Annotated in this window: 15 protein-coding genes; 8 read left to right on the forward strand and 7 right to left on the reverse strand. The window is 61.6% G+C overall.

The window, feature by feature from the left end; translation table 11 throughout:
• Positions 1 to 308 precede the first annotated feature (308 nt).
• From yfiR to ettA, 4 genes are all read left to right on the forward strand, one after another.
• Positions 309 to 914 (forward strand): regulatory sequestration protein YfiR, encoded by a 606-nt coding sequence (gene yfiR / locus FHU12_RS18525; protein WP_141971042.1) that lies wholly within the window; start codon positions 309 to 311, stop codon positions 912 to 914.
• Positions 911 to 2,158 carry a diguanylate cyclase DgcN/YfiN gene (gene dgcN / locus FHU12_RS18530; protein WP_141971044.1) on the forward strand — a complete coding sequence of 416 codons (1,248 nt, stop codon included), beginning with the start codon at positions 911 to 913 and terminating at the stop codon, positions 2,156 to 2,158. The genes yfiR and dgcN overlap by 4 nt, the downstream gene beginning before the upstream one ends.
• A 38-nt stretch (positions 2,159 to 2,196) precedes the next feature.
• A complete protein-coding gene (gene yfiB, locus FHU12_RS18535) occupies positions 2,197 to 2,694 on the forward strand; it encodes an outer membrane lipoprotein YfiB (RefSeq protein ID WP_141971046.1) in 498 nt (165 codons plus the stop codon).
• A gap of 142 nt (positions 2,695 to 2,836) precedes the next feature.
• Complete coding sequence (gene ettA / locus FHU12_RS18540) at positions 2,837 to 4,504, forward strand: energy-dependent translational throttle protein EttA (protein WP_063991457.1); 1,668 nt, start codon at positions 2,837 to 2,839, stop codon at positions 4,502 to 4,504.
• A 30-nt stretch (positions 4,505 to 4,534) separates the two neighbouring features.
• Here the strand turns inward: ettA and FHU12_RS18545 are convergent, their stop codons facing one another.
• The gene (locus tag FHU12_RS18545) at positions 4,535 to 5,440 is read right to left on the reverse strand and encodes an AraC family transcriptional regulator (protein ID WP_141971048.1); all 906 of its coding nucleotides are present in this window, start codon (positions 5,438 to 5,440) and stop codon (positions 4,535 to 4,537) included.
• A 162-nt stretch (positions 5,441 to 5,602) separates the two neighbouring features.
• On the opposite strand from FHU12_RS18545, the gene FHU12_RS18550 reads away from it, so the two are divergent.
• The gene (locus FHU12_RS18550; protein ID WP_141971050.1) at positions 5,603 to 6,571 is read left to right on the forward strand and encodes an SDR family NAD(P)-dependent oxidoreductase; all 969 of its coding nucleotides are present in this window, start codon (positions 5,603 to 5,605) and stop codon (positions 6,569 to 6,571) included.
• A gap of 14 nt (positions 6,572 to 6,585) precedes the next feature.
• Positions 6,586 to 7,593 (forward strand): NADP-dependent oxidoreductase, encoded by a 1,008-nt coding sequence (locus FHU12_RS18555; protein WP_141971052.1) that lies wholly within the window; start codon positions 6,586 to 6,588, stop codon positions 7,591 to 7,593.
• 26 nt (positions 7,594 to 7,619) lie between these two features.
• Here FHU12_RS18555 and FHU12_RS18560 read toward each other — a convergent pair whose 3' ends face one another.
• Entirely contained in the window at positions 7,620 to 8,531 is a 912-nt protein-coding gene (locus FHU12_RS18560) for a LysR family transcriptional regulator (protein ID WP_141971053.1), read from the reverse strand.
• 97 nt (positions 8,532 to 8,628) lie between these two features.
• On the opposite strand from FHU12_RS18560, the gene FHU12_RS18565 reads away from it, so the two are divergent.
• Positions 8,629 to 9,630 carry a zinc-binding alcohol dehydrogenase family protein gene (locus FHU12_RS18565; protein ID WP_141971055.1) on the forward strand — a complete coding sequence of 334 codons (1,002 nt, stop codon included), beginning with the start codon at positions 8,629 to 8,631 and terminating at the stop codon, positions 9,628 to 9,630.
• A 31-nt stretch (positions 9,631 to 9,661) separates the two neighbouring features.
• Here FHU12_RS18565 and FHU12_RS18570 read toward each other — a convergent pair whose 3' ends face one another.
• The 4 genes from FHU12_RS18570 to serB all read right to left on the reverse strand — a co-directional run bounded on the left by FHU12_RS18570 (position 9,662) and on the right by serB (position 14,942).
• Entirely contained in the window at positions 9,662 to 11,095 is a 1,434-nt protein-coding gene (locus FHU12_RS18570) for a glycosyltransferase family 39 protein (protein WP_141971057.1), read from the reverse strand.
• A 134-nt stretch (positions 11,096 to 11,229) separates the two neighbouring features.
• A complete protein-coding gene (gene nadR / locus FHU12_RS18575; RefSeq protein ID WP_141971058.1) occupies positions 11,230 to 12,501 on the reverse strand; it encodes a multifunctional transcriptional regulator/nicotinamide-nucleotide adenylyltransferase/ribosylnicotinamide kinase NadR in 1,272 nt (423 codons plus the stop codon).
• A gap of 58 nt (positions 12,502 to 12,559) precedes the next feature.
• A complete protein-coding gene (radA, locus tag FHU12_RS18580; RefSeq protein ID WP_025159617.1) occupies positions 12,560 to 13,945 on the reverse strand; it encodes a DNA repair protein RadA in 1,386 nt (461 codons plus the stop codon).
• Positions 13,946 to 13,964: 19 nt separating this feature from the next.
• Positions 13,965 to 14,942 (reverse strand): phosphoserine phosphatase, encoded by a 978-nt coding sequence (gene serB, locus FHU12_RS18585; protein WP_016929162.1) that lies wholly within the window; start codon positions 14,940 to 14,942, stop codon positions 13,965 to 13,967.
• A gap of 110 nt (positions 14,943 to 15,052) precedes the next feature.
• Between serB and FHU12_RS18590 the strand changes: the two genes are divergently transcribed.
• Positions 15,053 to 15,736 (forward strand): YtjB family periplasmic protein, encoded by a 684-nt coding sequence (locus tag FHU12_RS18590; protein WP_141971060.1) that lies wholly within the window; start codon positions 15,053 to 15,055, stop codon positions 15,734 to 15,736.
• 1 nt (position 15,737) lies between these two features.
• On the opposite strand, the gene yjjJ is transcribed toward FHU12_RS18590, so the two are convergent.
• On the reverse strand, positions 15,738 to 17,081 hold the full coding sequence (gene yjjJ / locus FHU12_RS18595; protein WP_141971061.1) for a type II toxin-antitoxin system HipA family toxin YjjJ: 1,344 nt from the start codon (positions 17,079 to 17,081) through the stop codon (positions 15,738 to 15,740).
• Positions 17,082 to 17,192 lie beyond the last annotated feature (111 nt).

Consider the following 17,192-nt stretch of genomic DNA (forward strand, 5'->3'; position numbering starts at 1 on the left):
TACAGCCGTTGCGCAAATCGCCTGACAGCTGGCCAAACGCGCCAACTTTGCAGAAAAGCGGTGGCAAACCCGGGTAGGCATTTTTATACTATCAAAAATAAGTAGGATAATTCCGAGAAAACAGCACATAAAGCGCCCAACGAAGACATCTTATAATACAATCCGCGCCAATTATGGGTTAGATAGTGTTCATTAGGCAGTGCGACTGACAGCTTTCAGCAAAACGATTGTCCCTTCAAGCGGACCGGATTTTTCCTTGTCAGGCCCCGGCCTGCGGGCGGTAGATCAGGCCGGAATGGCGGGTGAAAATGGCGAGTAAGACCGCGATAGCGATGCGTTGCGCAAAAAGCCCCGTACCGGGCTTCCATGCCGCACGCCTGAATATCGGCCGCCTGTTGCTGATCGTTTTGTTGGTGCTGCTGACGTTGCCCGGGCCTGCGCGCGCCGCCGATGATCCCTATCAAAAGCGCACGCATGCCGTGACGACCGTAGTGGTCGGCATCATCAGCTACGCCCGCTGGTCGCGTGAACCCAATCCGATCCGGTTGTGCGTGACCGCACCCACCCAGTATGCCGAAGGGCTGTTCGATCCGATCCTGCTCAGCGCGCCGCGTCCGATTAAAACCGAACGCGTGCCGTTCGACAGCCCAACGTTGAGTACCGGCTGTGATGTCATCTATTTAGGGAACATCAACGCCGCGCAGAGACAAAATTTCATGCAGCGCATTTCCGGCAACTCCATTCTCAGCATCAGCGAGAACGATAGCGAATGCTCCGCCGGCAGCGCATTTTGCCTGCTTATCGATGGGGATCAGGCCAGTTTCAAGGTCAACCTGGACGCCCTGGCACGCAGCGGCGTGCGCGTTCACCCCAACGTGCTGCAGCTGGCACGCAAACAGGCGCCGCCGCTATGAGGCTGTTGCGTAGAAACCGTTCCGGCAATGCGCGCCCGACATTGGGCCGGGTGCTGCAGCGGGTGCATCTTGGGCTGGCGCTGATCGCCGTCGGCACCGCCGGCATCTTTCTGACGCTGGTGGCGCTGTTTGCGCTGCGCGCTTACGCCAACCACAACCTGCACCTGATCGCGCGCTCCATCAGCTATACCGTCGAGGCCGCCGTGGTGTTTGAAGACCGCACCGCCGCGCGTGAGGCGCTGATGTTGATCTCCTCCAACGAAGAGATCCTGGAGGCGCGCATTCTGGATAATAAAGGCAAGATGTTGGCCTGTTGGCGTCATCCCACCGACGGCCCGCTGCACGGTCTGGAACAAATCGTTGCTCACTGGGCGCTGCCCGAGCCGGTCATCTTGCCTATCTCTCACGAGGGCAAACAGGTCGGCCAGGTCTGGTTGAGCGGCAACGGTGGCAGCCTGCTGCGTTTCCTGTTGCGCGGCCTGGTCGGCATGATCGCCTGCATGGTGCTCAGTACCCTATGCGCCCTGGTGTTATCGCGCCGCATGCTGGCCGGCATCGTCCGTTCGTTGGACGATATCGCCAACGTGGCGCACGCGGTGCGTCGCGATCGCACCTTCGGCCTGCGAGTGCCGTCGGCGCCCATCGCCGAGCTGCATGAGCTCAGCAACGATTTCAACGGCTTGCTCGACGAGTTGGAAGCCTGGCAAGCCCACCTGAAGCAGGAGAACGACTCGCTGGCCCACCGGGCGACGCACGACAGCCTGACCGGCTTGCCGAATCGCGCCTTCTTCGAAGGGCGGCTGAGCCGCGCCCTGGGCGATATCGCGCCACCGGCAAAATTGGCGGTGCTGTTTATCGACGGCGATCGCTTCAAGGAGGTGAACGACAGTTACGGCCACGCCGCAGGCGATGCGGTGCTGACCACCATTGCCGGACGCATTCGCGCGCAGCTGCGCGAGACCGATCTGGTCGCGCGTCTGGGCGGGGATGAATTCGCCGTGCTGCTGGCGCCGGTTCACGGCACGGAAGATGTTCTGCAGATCGCCGACAACATCATCGACTGCATGACACAACCGGTCATTTTGCCGAACGACGAGGCGGTCATTACCTCTCTGAGTATCGGTATTGCGCTGTACCCTGATCACGCGTCAACGCCTCAGGGTCTTTTGCACGAAGCTGACGATGCGATGTATCAGGCAAAGCATCGTTATAACGGAGGCTGGCGGCTGGCTATACATAAATAAGAGCCCCGGCTATAACACTTGAACTAGGGATTTTGACTATGATACAGCAACTGTTTAAAGGTCGTTTTTCACTGCTGACGATGGTGTTCGTCGTCCTGCTGGCGCTCGCCGGCTGCCAGAGCAAGCCGCAGGGCCTGACGCCCGAGCAGGTTGCGCTGCTGCAATCGCAGGGCTTCAAACTGACTGACAACGGCTGGGAGTTCGGTCTGTCGGATAAAGTGCTGTTCGGCAACAACATCGGCAAGCTGAACCCGGAAAGCACCGAGACGGTGCAGAAGATGGGCCGTGCGTTGCTGAGCGTCGGCATCACCAAGTTCCGCCTGGACGGCCATACCGACAACTACGGTGAAGACAGCTATAACGACCAGCTCTCCCTGCGCCGCGCCGATGCGGTGGCCGATCTGCTGGCCAGCGTCGGCATTCCGCGTGCCAATATCGAAACCCGCGGCATGGGCAAGCGCGATCCCGTTGCCGACAACCGCACCTCCAGCGGCCGCGCGGAAAACCGCCGCGTCGCGATCGTCGTCACGCCATAAGCCACCAATATGCGCCTTTATCGGCGCATAAACGGTTATACTTAGCGATCGCTGAGCGATGTCTGGGATCCGAGATCGAAACGGGCTACACTCATGCCGCCAGACATCCTATAAATACTGATATAGAGAGGCTTAGAGCAACGTGGCTCAATACGTCTATACCATGCACCGCGTCGGCAAGGTCGTACCGCCGAAGCGTCATATTTTGAAAAACATCTCCCTGAGCTTCTTCCCTGGGGCCAAAATCGGCGTACTGGGCCTGAACGGCGCCGGTAAGTCCACCCTGCTGCGCATCATGGCCGGCATCGATACCGATATCGAAGGGGAAGCGCGCCCGCAGCCGGGCATCAAGATCGGTTACCTGCCGCAGGAGCCGCAGCTTAACCTTGAACACACCGTGCGTGAGTCGGTGGAAGAAGCGCTGGCGGAAGTGGTCGGCGCGCTGAAACGCCTGGACGAAGTGTACGCGCTGTACGCGGAAGAAGGCGCAGACTTCGACAAGCTGGCCGCCGAACAGGGCCGCCTGGAAGAGATCATTCAGGCGCACGACGGTCACAACCTCAATACGCAGCTGGAACGCGCCGCCGATGCGTTGCGCCTGCCGGACTGGGACGCCAAAATCGCCCATCTGTCCGGGGGTGAGCGCCGCCGCGTAGCGCTGTGCCGCCTGCTGCTCGAAAAGCCGGACATGCTGCTGCTGGACGAACCGACCAACCACCTGGACGCCGAGTCCGTGGCCTGGCTGGAACGCTTCCTGCACGACTTCGAAGGCACCGTGGTGGCGATCACCCACGACCGTTACTTCCTGGATAACGTAGCCGGCTGGATCCTCGAACTGGACCGCGGCGAAGGCATTCCATGGGAAGGCAACTACTCCTCCTGGCTGGAGCAGAAAGACGCGCGTCTGGCGCAGGAAGCGTCCGCCGAAGCCGCTCGCCGCAAGTCGATCGAGAAAGAGCTGGAGTGGGTGCGTCAGGGTGCCAAAGGCCGTCAGTCCAAAGGCAAGGCCCGTTTGGCCCGCTTCGAAGAGCTGAACAACACCGAATACCAAAAACGTAACGAAACCAACGAACTGTTCATTCCACCTGGCGCACGCCTGGGCGATAAAGTGGTCGAAGTCAGCAACCTGCGCAAGTCCTACGGCGACCGCCTGCTGATCGACGATCTGTCGTTCTCGGTGCCGAAAGGGGCAATCGTCGGCATCATCGGCCCGAACGGCGCGGGTAAATCCACGCTGTTCCGCATGATGTCCGGTCAGGAACAGCCTGATTCCGGCAGCATCGTGCTGGGCGATACCGTCAAGCTGGCGTCCGTCGATCAGTTCCGCGACAGCATGGACGGCTCGAAAACCGTGTGGGAAGAAGTCTCCGGCGGGCAGGACATCATGCGCATCGGCAACACCGAGATGCCGAGCCGTGCCTATGTCGGCCGCTTCAACTTCAAAGGTGTCGATCAGGGCAAACGCGTGGGCGAGCTGTCGGGCGGTGAGCGTGGCCGTCTGCACCTGGCCAAGCTGCTGCAGGTTGGCGGCAACGTACTGCTGCTCGATGAACCGACCAACGACCTGGATATCGAAACCCTGCGCGCGCTGGAAAACGCCCTGCTGGAATTCCCTGGCTGCGCCATGGTGATCTCGCACGACCGTTGGTTCCTCGACCGCATCGCCACCCACATCCTGGATTACCAGGACGAGGGCAAGGTGGAATTCTTCGAAGGCAACTTCACCGAGTACGAAGAGTACAAGAAGCGTACGCTGGGCGCCGATGCGCTCGAGCCGCACCGCATCAAGTACAAGAAGATCGCCAAGTAATACGAAAGGCGCCGCATGCGGCGCCTTTTTTTATGCCCGCGCCCGCCGATAGTCGCGCGGCGAGCATGCCATCATGCGCTTAAAGGCGTGGCTGAACGCGCTGTCTGAGTCGTATCCCAAACGCTGCGCGATGACGGACACCGGTTCGCTGCCGGTACGCAAAGCCCGCGCCGCCAGTAACATGCGCCAGCGCGACACGTATTCAAGCGGTGCCATGCCGGCCTTCTGCTTGAAGCGCAGCGCCAACGTCGAACGGGAAACGCTCGCCGCGTCGGCCAACGCCGCCACCGTCCAGCGCCGGGCGGGATCGGCGTGCACCGCCAGCATCGCGGCGCCGATGCGCGGATCGAACAAGGCGGGCAGCCAACCCGACGCCGCACTCTCCTCCCCCATCAGGTAAATCCGCAGTGCCTGGGTCAACATGATTTGCCCCAGATGATGCGTCATCAGCGTACTGCCCGGCGAAGGCCTAACCAACTCATCCGCCAGCCGTTGCAACGCCCATTGCAGCACGGCAGCCTCTTCCGTGCCTCCGCGGATCACCATCAGCGCGGGCAGGCTGCCAAACAGCCGTTCCACTTCCTGGCCGAAGCTAAAGCGGCCGCCTATAAACAGGCACGTTTCCCCCTCGCCGCAGCTCGCCATGCCGTTTTTCGCCTGCAGATAGAGCGCGTCGGCGTCGAGCGCCGGCAGTGACAAGTCGCTGCCAACGGTCAGCGGCAGGCTGCGAGTCAGCAATAAACAGTCGCCGGCCGCCAGCCACAGCGGCTCGGCCAGCCCTTCCGCCGCCAGCCAACAGCCGCCGCGCACCACCGCGTTGAACTTCCCGCCTTGCGGAGCGGGAAAATGAACGGCCCAGTCGCCGCCGGCCTTCAGGCCGCCGAAAAACGCATTCTGGCTATTCAGTGGCGCCAGCACTTCCGATAAAGGATCCATACCCTCTCCCCCCAAGGCCCTTTCAAGAGCATAGCCCGTGCGATGCTCCAGCCAAAGGCCTTAGGACGATGGCGACAGAAATTAGGTTTTTGTTGCATTCAGCCGCTGATAGAGCCGACTTACACTCCCAGTGTCACAGCCAACCGCAGCGAGGAACGCCCAATGAACCGACAAATACCCCTCAACACCAGCTTTAACGCCACCACCGCCGCCGCCGACGTGCTCAAAGATCGGCAACTGGCCGGCATGACGGCGCTGATAACCGGCGGTCATTCCGGCCTGGGATTGGAAACGACTCGCGCATTGACGCAAGCGGGAGCACAGGTGATCGTCGCCGCCCGCGATCCCGTCATCGCCCGTACCCGTCTGGCCATCGCCGGTATCAGCAACATCGACATTTATGAGCTTGATTTGGCCGATCTGAGCAACATCAGAAAGTTCACGCAACAACTTCTGGCGACCGGCGTCCACCTCGATATGTTGATCTGCGGCGCCGGCATTATGGCCTGTCCTGAAACCCGTATCGGCCCAGGCTGGGAGACACAATTCGCGATCAACCATCTGGGGCATTACGCACTGGTGAGCCACCTCTGGCCGGCATTGGCGGGCGGCGCCCGCGTTGTCGTCATCTCCTCTTCCGGTCACCATGCCAGCGCCATACGCTGGAATGACGTTCAGTTTCACAGCGGCTATGACAAGTGGCTGGCCTATGGCCAATCGAAAACCGCTAACGCGCTCTTCGCCCTCCAGCTTGACAAGCTGGGGAAAAACGCCGGCGTGCGCGCCTTCTCACTGCATCCCGGCATGATCCCAACGCCGCTGCAGCGCTATCTCTCGCAGGAAGAGATGCTCGCATTGGACTGGATCGACGCCAACGGCAAACCCGCCCACCCGGAAATGCTGAAGACCCCGCAACAAGGAGCGGCAACCCAGGTCTGGGCGGCGACATCGCCCCAACTCAATGGCCTTGGCGGATTGTATTGCGAAGATTGCGATGTCGCCCGGCGCAACGATGACACCGGCTTTTCCTTCAGCGGCGTAAAAAGCTACGCCGTCGATCCTGAACAGGCCCAACGCCTGTGGAAACTCTCGGCGCAACTCACCGGCGTCGATGCCTTCGGCAAGATTTAATCAGGAGCCCACCGATGCAGAATCGCCAAATCATCCTCGTCAAACTCCCGCAAGGAAAACTGACCGTCGATTGTTTTCAGACTCGGGAGGCACCCATGCCGATCCCCGGCCCTGAAGAGGTTTTGTTGCGCACGCTTTACGTGCCTCTGGATGCGGCCAGCCGAGCCTGGATGCAGGGCGTCACCTATCGTTCCGGACTGCAGGCGGGAGACGTCATGGCTGCGACCGTGCTGGCCGAAGTCGTCGAGTCGCGCTCTCCCCTGCTGGCCGCCGGAGATTTAGTGCTGGCAGAAACCGGCTGGCAAACCTTCGCAGTCGTACCGGCGGCAGGCGCGCTCAAGCAGTCGGATATCGTTCCGCATACGCACTTGCTCAGCGTTTACGGCGTGCCTGGACTCACCGCTTACTTCGGCCTGCTGGAATGCGGACGCCCCAAGGCCGGTGAAACCGTCGTCGTATCCGCCGCCGCGGGGGCGGTAGGCATGTTCTCCGGACAAATCGCCCGGCTTCACGGCTGCCGCACGGTGGGCATTGCCGGCGGCGGCGCCAAAACGGCGCTGCTGACGGACAGGCTGGGGTTCGACGCGGCGATAGATTATAAAGCGGAAAATCTGCATGACGCCCTGCGCCGCTCGTGCCCCAACGGCATCGATGTGCTGTTCGACAACGTCGGCGGCAATATTTTGGCGACCAGTCTGCAGCACATGGCAAAACAGGGGCGCATCGTTTGCTGCGGCGCGGTATCGCAGTACGATACGGCCTCTCCGCCGGCAGCACCTGCCGGGATCCCCGGTGTGTTGATCGTCAACAGCTTGACGATGCGTGGGTTCCTGTTGGCCGATTTCCTTCACCGCCAAGAACAGGCGCTGGCGGCGCTCACGGTCTGGATCGCTGAAGGAAAACTTGCGGTCATCGAAGACCTGATCACCGGTTTCGAGCTGCTGCCCGCTGCGCTGGTCGGCCTGCTGGCGGGCAAAAATAGAGGGAAGCGCATCGTTCAGGTGGCGCGGCCCTCCGCCTGAAGAGAAGGCTCTGCGCGCCCCGGTCATCATTCCCGCGCCAGCTCGCGCGCATAGTCGTCGAATGCCGGGTGCTGCAGCACCACATCGATGAAACAGGCCAGCGCCGGGGAATTCAGCTTGCGGCTCGGGTAGACCAGATACAGCTCGTTCCCTTCCGCGCGCCATGTCGGCAACACTTCCACCAACAGTTTCTGCGCCACCACCTCACGGCTGAGAAACGCCGGCAGCAGCGTGATGCCGGCACCGGCGATGGCGCATTCGCGCGCATACAGCAGGTTGTCGGTGGTGTGCGCCAGCGGCAGCTGCCAGCGGTAATAGTCGTCACCGCAGCGCAGGTTCCAGGCCGTCCAGGCGCGGTGGGCAATGCAGCGGTGCTGCTGCAACTGCTGCGGATGTTCGATCGGCGGATGCTGCGCCAGATAGGACGGCGCCGCCAACAAATAGCGCGGCGCATACCCGAGACGGCGACCGATCAGCGAAGAATCCTGCGGCTTGCCGGTGCGCAACGCGGCGTCGAAGCCTTCCTGCACCAGATCCACCATGGCATCGGACACCGACACCTCCAGCGAAACGTCCGGATACTGGCGCTGAAAATCCGCCGCCAGCCGCGCCACCAGGGTCGCCCCCAGCCCGGCGGGCGTCGAGATGCGCAGGCGGCCGCTCGGGTTATCGCGCAGCCGCTGCAGCGCCAGATCGGCCCGCTCGGCGGCGGACATCATCGCCTGACAATGTTCCAGATAGCGCTCACCGGCGAAGGTCAGGTTCAACTGGCGCGTAGTGCGATTGAGCAAGCGCAGCCCCAGCGTCTGTTCGAGCTGGCTGATGCGCTGGCTGACGCTGGACTTCGGCAGCCCGACGCGCTGCGCGGCGGCGGTGAAGCTGCCGCACTCCGCCACCAGCGCGAACAGCGCCATGTCCTGCAGCTGTTTGAATTCCATTGTTCACCTTAAACGAACACTCAGTTAGATATTGTCCATCTTATCACCCTACTGCCGCGGGTCTACACTGGGAGCATCATTTGAAAGGAGTACAATCATGTCGATAAAAGCCATTGCCGTAGACCCGCAGAACCCCGCCGGTTTCATCGAAATCTCACCGGAGATGCCGGTTCCCGGCCAGTGCGATCTGCTGGTGGAAGTGAAAGCGGCGTCGGTCAATCCGGTGGACACCAAAGTGCACGCCGGTCTGCAGAAAAGCGGCCTGCAGCAGCCGCGCGTCCTCGGCTGGGACGCCAGCGGCATCGTGGTGAGCGTAGGCAGCGGCGTCAGCGGCTTCAAGCCCGGCGATGAGGTGTGGTACGCCGGCGACATCACCCGTCCGGGCAGCAACAGCAGCCATCAGCTGATCGACTCACGCATCGCCGCGCACAAACCGCGCAGCCTGAACTGGGCCGAGTCCGCCGCCCTGCCGCTCACCGCCCTCACCGCCTGGGAGGCGCTGTTCGAACACCTGAACATTCAGGACGCGCCCGAGCACAAGACGCTGCTGATCATCGGCGGCGCCGGCGGGGTCGGCTCGCTGGCCATTCCGCTGGCCGCATTGCGCAGCAAGGTGAAAGTGATCGCCACCGCCTCAAGGCCGGAGTCCGCCGCCTGGTGCCGTGAACGCGGCGCCGACCTGGTGGTGGACTACCGCGATCTGAAAGGCAACCTGGCGCAGCACGGCATCGAGCAGGTGGATTACATCCTATGCCTGAACGATACCGACGGCCACTGGCCGGCGATGGCCGAGCTGGTCGCGCCGCTGGGCCATATCTGCACCATCGTCGAGAACGCGCAGCCGTTGGATCAAAACGCGCTGAAGCTGAAAAGCGCCGCGCTGCACTGGGAATTCATGTTCACCCGCAGCATGTTCACCACCCCGGACATCGCGCAACAGGGCAAGATCCTGCAGCAGATGGCGCAGTTGCTGGACGAGGGCAAGCTGAGCACCACGCTGAGCGAAACCCTGCACGGGCTGTCGGTAGACACGCTGACCGCCGCGCATCGACAGCTGCTCGGCGGTCATATGCAAGGCAAGCTGGTTATCGCTTACTAAGCCTGAATCGCGGCGGCGCCCTGCGCCGCCGCTACTGCGGACGAACGAAGCCGACGCACAGCGTCTGCTCGTCGGCATGCGGATCGGCGCGGAAGGTCAGCGTCTGCTGCCAATCGAGGCGCATCTTCGGCCAGTGGGCCAACTCACCGCCGAAGTCGCTGTGCGCGCAGTCTTCACCCAACCGCCCAAACAGGGCGACGCCGTGCTGGGCAATCTGCGGATAGCTGATGTTGACGTTGTAGATATTCGGCCGCGTATGATTGGACCAGCGCGTAATGGTCTGCGGCCGTGAATCGGCGTACACCGTCATCCACTGCGACAGGTATTCGCCGCCGACGTAGCGTAGGTCGACGCCATACCGCTCCTGCCACAGCCGCTCCACCCCGGCGCTGAACGCCTTGATACCCACCATCTTCTGGCCGGCGTTGCGCACGTTGCCCAACATCACCGCGGCATACCCCAGATAGACCGCCAGCGCTGCGCACATCAGCCCGAGGGTCGCCGCGCGCAGTGAACGCACCGGCGGCTGACGCACGCAGCCAACCAGCAGCGCGGGCGCCAGCATGAAGAACGGCTGCAGCCATTCGGTCAACCGGCCGCCGACGTTGAAGGAGAACCAGAAAGTGATAATGCCAAGCGGCAACAGATAGATCCACAGCAGCACCCGCATCGGCAACGCCGATGGCCAGGCCAGCACCGCCCCGCTGCGCCGCAGGATCGCCCACAGCACCAGCGACGGATAGAACACCAGCAGCAGCGACTGCAGCATATCGAGGTTGAGCTGCATCTTGATCTGCGAATCCACCCATTTGAAGGCGGCAAAGTCGTGATTCCACAGCCAGAACACGTTCGGCAACACCAGCGCCAGCCAGATCGCTACCGCCAGATAGAACTGCGGCTGCCGATAGCAACGCCGAACCTGCGGCACGAACAGCGTCGACAGCGCCACGAAATAGACGAAGGCGAAGGTCGAGTACTTCGCCATCATCGCCAGACCGGCCACCAACGCGAAGGCCGGCCACCAGTTGGCCGAACGCGAGATAGCCATGTGGAAGAACAGCGCCATCCACGGCCACAGCATCACCAACAGGTAGTTGTCGTTGTAGGGAATAATGTCGAAATTGATGATGCCGGACAGGTTGAGCGTCAGCAGCGCCATCCAGGCCAGCGAGGTGCTGCCGCTCAGGCGCCGCGCCAACAGCCAGACGCCCAACATGCCGATGGCGATGGCGATGAAGTGCCCGCCATACCAGTAAACGTTCAGCGGCAGCCACGATAGCCAGATCGCCGGATGCATCGCCGCACCGACCAGCCACGGATTTTTCGGTGAGCCCCACTCTCCGTTGAGGCCCCAGTTGAGCGCCTCGACGGCGTCGTAAGGCAGGGTAGGATCGAGATGAACAGTCAGCAGCGTCCAGGCTGCGGCATAGCAGACCAACCAGAGAGCGAGTAAGCGATAAGACATGTCTTCTTCTGAGCGTTATTGTAAAGAAAACCTTAACGTAGTCGCTCTCGAATGAACCATGTTTAAACAAGCCGTTAAATGTGCGCCAGGGCGGCCGTTTCTGCCGCCGCGATCGCACATTACGCTAATTTCCCTCAGCCTGCAGCGTGGCGATGGGCGGGCGCGCTCAACCTGCCGGCATCCGCCGCCAGCAGCTGTTGCACCAGCTCGACGCAGCGCAGGAAACGCTCTTCGTAATCGCTGGATTCAACGTGCACGTACTCGATGTTGTTGGCGCGCAGCATCTCCTCCAGCAGGCGCTGGAACGCCAGGCGATCGGCGCTGCTACCGAGGCTGCGCAGACCGTCCGCCACCCACGGCGTGTTGTTTTCCAGCAGGATCACCAGATCGAAACGGTATTCGTCGATCAGCGCCTGCACGAAGGGGTGCTCACGCCCTTCGTACTTTTTGCAAAACGCCTGCGTAGTCACGAAATCGGTATCGATAAACGCCACCTTGTTGGCGTACTTGACCGCGAAATCCACGTATTGCGCCTGCCCGAGAGCAATTTTGTCGTAGTCGGAGTACTGCAGCGCCATCTCGTCGCCGCCCAGGTGCGAGAACACGTAATCGCGGCCATATTCCCAGGCGCTGGTGGTGTTGAAGATGTTGGCCAGCTTGTTGACCAGCGTCGACTTGCCGCTCGACTCACCGCCGAGGATCGCCACAGTACGCACGAAGAACGGCTTCACCTCGGTCGGGATATAGTCCCAATAGCGGAACGGATCCTGACGGATCTGATTGCCGCTGATGTTCATGAACGAACGCTCGGGGTCGACCAAAATGGTTTCGATGCCCAGATGCTCGCGATAGCGCGGCGCGTCCTGCGCTTCGCTGGAATAGATGAAGCTCGGCACGATGCCCTTCTGCTCCATAAAGGCCTTCATGCCATCGCTCCACACGTTCCAGCCGTGCGGATAGGGCTCGATGCCCTGCTCGTCGAACGAGTGGATATGGATGTTTTTCTGGTACTTGAAGGTCTGCAGGAGCCAGCGCAGGCGATCGCTGACCGTCGGCTGTTGCGACATCGAACTGTTCTCGAACAGCTCGCGATCGCGCGGCTCGTCATGGCACAAGATAACGTGCAGCTCGTCCACCTGGCTGCAGGCGCGCTGGATCAGATAGATGTGGCCGGTGTGCAGCGGGTAAAATTTACCAAACACTACGCCGACTTTAACCTCTTTACGCGGGAACTCCAGCCCGAGAAAACGGTGCAGCGCCTCGAGCTTTTGCGCGCTCGGGCTTTTGATCTTGTCGTTCAACAGCTGGCTGAGATAGCCTTTGGTCATGCCGCTGGCATCCGCCACCTGCTGCAAAGTACAGCCCTTTTGCTTGATGGACGTCTTCAGATAATCAAATTGCGGCATGGCCACCTCCGTTTAGTATGCTAAACAAAATAGCATATCTTTCTCGCCGTCGGCGACATTAATAAAACTCTTCCAGCACGTCCAGCGCGTCCGCCAGCTTCTTGACCCCGAACACCTGCATGTTGGCCGGCGGCTTCTTCGGCATGTTGCCGTGCGGCACGATGGCGCGCTTGAAGCCGTGCTTGGCCGCTTCGGAGATGCGCTCCTGGCCGCTCGGCACCGGGCGAATCTCCCCCGCCAACCCCACTTCGCCGAACACCACCAGATCGTTCGGCAGCGGGCGATCGCGCAGGCTCGAGACCAGCGACATCAGCAGCGCCAGATCGGCGCTGGTCTCGCTGACCTTTACCCCGCCGACCACGTTGACGAACACGTCCTGATCCGACATCTGCAGCCCGCCATGCCGGTGCAGCACCGCCAGCAGGATTGCCAACCGATTCTGCTCCAGGCCCACCGCCACGCGGCGCGGGTTGGACATCATCGAGTGATCCACCAGCGCCTGGATCTCCACCAGCAGCGGCCGGGTGCCTTCCCACACCACCATCACCGAGCTGCCGGAGGTGACTTCGTCGCCGCGGCTGAGGAAGATCGCCGAAGGGTTGCTGACTTCGCGCAGCCCCTGTTCGGTCATGGCAAACACGCCCAGCTCGTTGACCGCGCCGAAGCGGTTCTTGTGGCTGCGCAGAGTGCGGAAGCGGGAATCGGCGTCGCCATCCAGCAGCACCGAACAGTCGATACAGTGTTCCAGCACTTTCGGCCCGGCCAGCGAGCCGTCTTTGGTGACGTGGCCGACCATGACGATCGCCACGCCGCGCGTCTTGGCGAAGCGCGTCAGATAGGCGGCGGTTTCCCGCACCTGCGCCACGCTGCCCGGCGAAGACTGAATGTCCGCCATGTGCATCACCTGGATCGAGTCGATCACCATCAGCTTCGGCTGCTCCTGCTCGGCGATCAGGCAGATCTGCTCGATGCTGGTTTCCGACAGCATGTTCAGGCCGCCGGTCGGCAGCCCCAGACGGTGAGCGCGCATCGCCACCTGCTGCAGCGACTCCTCGCCGGTGACGTACAGGGTTTTCATCTGTTCGGACAGTTTGCACAGCACCTGCAGCAACAGGGTGCTCTTGCCGGCGCCGGGGTTGCCGCCGATCAGAATGGCGCTGCCGGGCACCACGCCGCCGCCCAGCACGCGGTCGAACTCGAGAAAGCCGGTGGTGAAGCGCGGCAGCGCCTCAAGGCTGATTTCCGACAGCTTCTGTACCTTGCTGACGCCGGCGTCGCCGGCATAGCCGCTGAGGCGATCGTTGCGCGCCGCGGCCGGCGACGCGGCCAAACGCACTTCCGTGATGGTGTTCCAAGCATGACAGGCGCTGCACTGCCCCTGCCAACGCGGATAGTCCGCCCCGCACTCATTGCACACAAATGCCCGTTTTGCCGCTTTTGCCACGTCTTACCTCAATCTTTCGTTATCGCACTTCGTGTTTCAGGCTGCCGGTGAGAATACACAGCACGCCCATCAGATCCGCATGCCGGATCGCCACCTGCGCTTTTTCATACACTTTCGGCTTGGCGTGGTAGGCGATGCCCAACCCCGCCGCCTGCATCATTTTCAAATCGTTGGCGCCGTCGCCGATGGCCACGGTCTGCGCCAGCGGGATCTCCAGCTTCTCCGCCAGCCGCAGCAGCGTATCGGCTTTGAACTGCGCGTCCACCACCGGCCCCAGCACTTCGCCGGTCAGCTTGCCGTCGCGGATCTCCAGCTCATTGGCTGCCGCCGCCACCAGCCGCAGCCGGTTGCGCAGGTATTCGGCGTAGTAGGTGAAACCACCGGAGGCGATCGCCACATGCCAACCCATCGCCTGCAGCTTGCCCACCAGGCTGGTCAGCCCCGGCATCAGCGGCAGCTCGTCGCGCACCTGCTTGAGGATGTTGGCGTCGGCCCCTTTCAGCGTGCCGACGCGCTGGCGCAGGCTGGCGGTAAAGTCCAGTTCGCCGCGCATCGCACGTTCGGTGACTTCCGCCACCTGTTCGCCGACGCCCGCCAGCTTGGCGATCTCATCGATGCACTCGATCTCGATCGCCGTCGAATCCATGTCCATCACCAGCAGCCCCGGCGTGCGCAGGTGCGGGATCTTGCCGAGCGGCGCCACGTCCAGCCCGCTCTCCGCCGCCAGCAGCTTGGCGCGCGGCGTCAACGTGCCCGCCAGGCGCACCACCTGATAGTCGTCCACGCCCCAGGCGGTGACGATCACCATCGCCGCGCCCAGCTTGCGTTGGAATTGCGTAATGCGCGCCTTGTCCAGCTTCCTGCCATATAACAGCCACCCGGTATTGCCCGCCCGGTAGTCCAGCGGCATCACTTCGTCGCCGCTGAGCGAAAGGGGAAGACCCGGCCATTGAGAGATCTCCGCCGGAAGATCGCAATAGGTCAGACTGTTTGACATCATTGACTCCTGAATGGACAAAAACGCTGCATGATAAAACGACGCATCAAGCTATCCTATCGCCAGCGGTTCTGGCAACATAAAGTGTCCCCGATGCCCAAGGAACCTGCATGGCTCGCGCTAAACTGAAATTTCGCCTGCACCGCACCGCTATTATCCTGATTTGCCTGGCTTTGCTGGTGCTGCTGATGCAGGGCGCCTCTTATTTTAGCCTGAGTCACCAAATGGCGCGATCCGAGCAGGTTGAAGAGCTGGCGCAGACGCTGACCAAACAGGTCGCCTACAGCCTGGCGCCGCTGCTGGACGACGACGGCAACACCCCGCGCATCGACGCCATCCTCAAGCAGCTCACCGATCACAGCCGCATTCTCGACGTCAGCGTGTATCAGCAGGATGGCACGCTGGTCTCCCACGCCGGGGAACAGATAAGTATACGCGATCGCCTGTCGCTCGACGGCAAACGCGCCGGCAGCTATTTCAACCATCAGTTGGTCGAATCCATTCAGGGCAAAGACGGCCCGATCGGCTTTATCCGCATCACCCTCGACACCCACGTGCTGGCGACCGAATCCAAGCAGGTGGACAACACCACCAACCTGCTGCGCCTGATGATCCTGCTGGCGCTGGCGATCGGCATCATTCTGGCGCGCACCCTGCTGCAACACCGCCGCAGCCGCTGGCAGCAGTCGCCGTACCTGTTGACCGCCAACACGCCCTTGGCAGAAGGCAATACGGTGGAAGATGACGAAGAGGATGCGCCGGAGAAAACACAGGAAGCGCCGAAGAAGGAGTAACTCAGGCCAGGCGCTGAATGCGCTGGTGCAGCTTCTGCAGTTGCACCAACATTTGCTCGGCAATCGCCCGGAACGCCTCGCTGATGTCGTCATGTTGCGCCGTTTGCCGCCAGAACTCGAGAGCCAATCGCTCCGCTTGCCGCCAGACGGCGCCGCTCACCTCGTTGCTCAAACGGATCTCCACCGCGTCGTGGCGCAGATTACCGCTGCTTGCCGGGGCAAAAGCCATCGGCAACATATCATACAAAGGCGCCAACATGACCGGCCGCTGGGTTATCCGCAAGAACGACAGGTTGCCTTGGTGCATATCGCTATTGGCGATCAACCGGCCAAAGGCCCAATACAGGGCAATCCGTTGGTAGGCAGAGTGATTGATCACCCCTTGCTGTAATAGCCTCTCGGCGGCCACGACCCAGTTGGCATGGCCGCTGCCGCTGAACTCGGCATCCAACGCCTCCAGCGACACCATCGCTACCCGCCCTTCTTCAGCGATGCGATCAAAGCGCTCAATCTCTAAAAAGCATTGCCGGTCGGCACCGAACAGGATTTGCGCCGATGCGGCAGGCAATCCCGCAGCGGCGACCGTCTGCAACGCCAGCGACTCGGCGATCAGCAAATCGCTCCAGCGCTGTGCAATGACATGCGTCGGCGCCAGGCTGAACTTCACCAAAACATGCGCGCGGCGCCCAGACGCCAGCTCAGCATAGGCGGCAAATTTGGGCTGCTCGCCACCGGCGGAAGAGCCCACCAGTTCCCCGGCCAGCGCCTGGACAGACAATGCGGCGTAACGCTCGGCTTTATCTTCCACCGTGATGGCGAGGGCAGTATCCCGCATTAACCAGCGCTGATAGCTATCGGCACCAGGCAGCAGATCGCCGGTCATGTCTTCGCCATAACGGCAGAGCGCCAACAAGCGTTGGCCTTCATCCCATCGCCGCACATCCTCCGGCAAATTCAACTCGCGCGCCGCTGCTTTTCCCCAGGCTCGCCCGAGAAAGCCAATCGGCCGCAGGTCGTTCAAATACCATGGCATACCATCATAGAGCTGCCACTCTCCGCTGCGCTCATCGCACACCGCACAGTTATCGGCAGGATACAGCGGGCAAAGCGTGGCAAACAGGTGCGCCTTACCCCGTTCATCAACCCGATACATCGGAAACTGCCTCTCACCGCCGATCCCGCGCCGCAATACATAGCGCGTCGCCTTACCTTTACCAAGGATCAATACCGCGCCCGCCAGTTCGCGGATACGGCGCGATAGCGTCGGCTGGCTGATGCCTAACGCTTCTGTCAGTTGACGAGCCGTAGCCGGCCCATGGCGCAAAACTTGTTCAACGGTGATCATCAGATGAATAGATTGGTGAATAGATTGATAGAGGAAGTAATAGCGTTAAACGGCAGAAAGGTAAAGCGTTAGCCAAAACTGGCCAAGCGGAATGAATAGATTGACGGGCGG

Source organism: Serratia marcescens (assembly GCF_006715005.1).
GTDB classification, from domain to species: Bacteria; Pseudomonadota; Gammaproteobacteria; order Enterobacterales; family Enterobacteriaceae; genus Serratia; species Serratia montpellierensis.

Excerpts from the sequence above, each read along its gene's own strand:
- yfiR (WP_141971042.1), top strand. The coding sequence starts at position 309 with ATGGCGAGTAAGACCGCGATAGCGATGCGTTGCGCAAAAAGCCCCGTA.
- dgcN (WP_141971044.1), top strand. The coding sequence starts at position 911 with ATGAGGCTGTTGCGTAGAAACCGTTCCGGCAATGCGCGCCCGACATTG.
- yfiB (WP_141971046.1), top strand. The coding sequence starts at position 2,197 with ATGATACAGCAACTGTTTAAAGGTCGTTTTTCACTGCTGACGATGGTG.
- FHU12_RS18545 (WP_141971048.1), bottom strand. The coding sequence starts at position 5,440 with ATGGATCCTTTATCGGAAGTGCTGGCGCCACTGAATAGCCAGAATGCG.
- FHU12_RS18550 (WP_141971050.1), top strand. The coding sequence starts at position 5,603 with ATGAACCGACAAATACCCCTCAACACCAGCTTTAACGCCACCACCGCC.
- FHU12_RS18555 (WP_141971052.1), top strand. The coding sequence starts at position 6,586 with ATGCAGAATCGCCAAATCATCCTCGTCAAACTCCCGCAAGGAAAACTG.
- FHU12_RS18560 (WP_141971053.1), bottom strand. The coding sequence starts at position 8,531 with ATGGAATTCAAACAGCTGCAGGACATGGCGCTGTTCGCGCTGGTGGCG.
- FHU12_RS18565 (WP_141971055.1), top strand. The coding sequence starts at position 8,629 with ATGTCGATAAAAGCCATTGCCGTAGACCCGCAGAACCCCGCCGGTTTC.
- FHU12_RS18570 (WP_141971057.1), bottom strand. The coding sequence starts at position 11,095 with ATGTCTTATCGCTTACTCGCTCTCTGGTTGGTCTGCTATGCCGCAGCC.
- nadR (WP_141971058.1), bottom strand. The coding sequence starts at position 12,501 with ATGCCGCAATTTGATTATCTGAAGACGTCCATCAAGCAAAAGGGCTGT.
- serB (WP_016929162.1), bottom strand. The coding sequence starts at position 14,942 with ATGTCAAACAGTCTGACCTATTGCGATCTTCCGGCGGAGATCTCTCAA.
- FHU12_RS18590 (WP_141971060.1), top strand. The coding sequence starts at position 15,053 with ATGGCTCGCGCTAAACTGAAATTTCGCCTGCACCGCACCGCTATTATC.
- yjjJ (WP_141971061.1), bottom strand. The coding sequence starts at position 17,081 with ATGATCACCGTTGAACAAGTTTTGCGCCATGGGCCGGCTACGGCTCGT.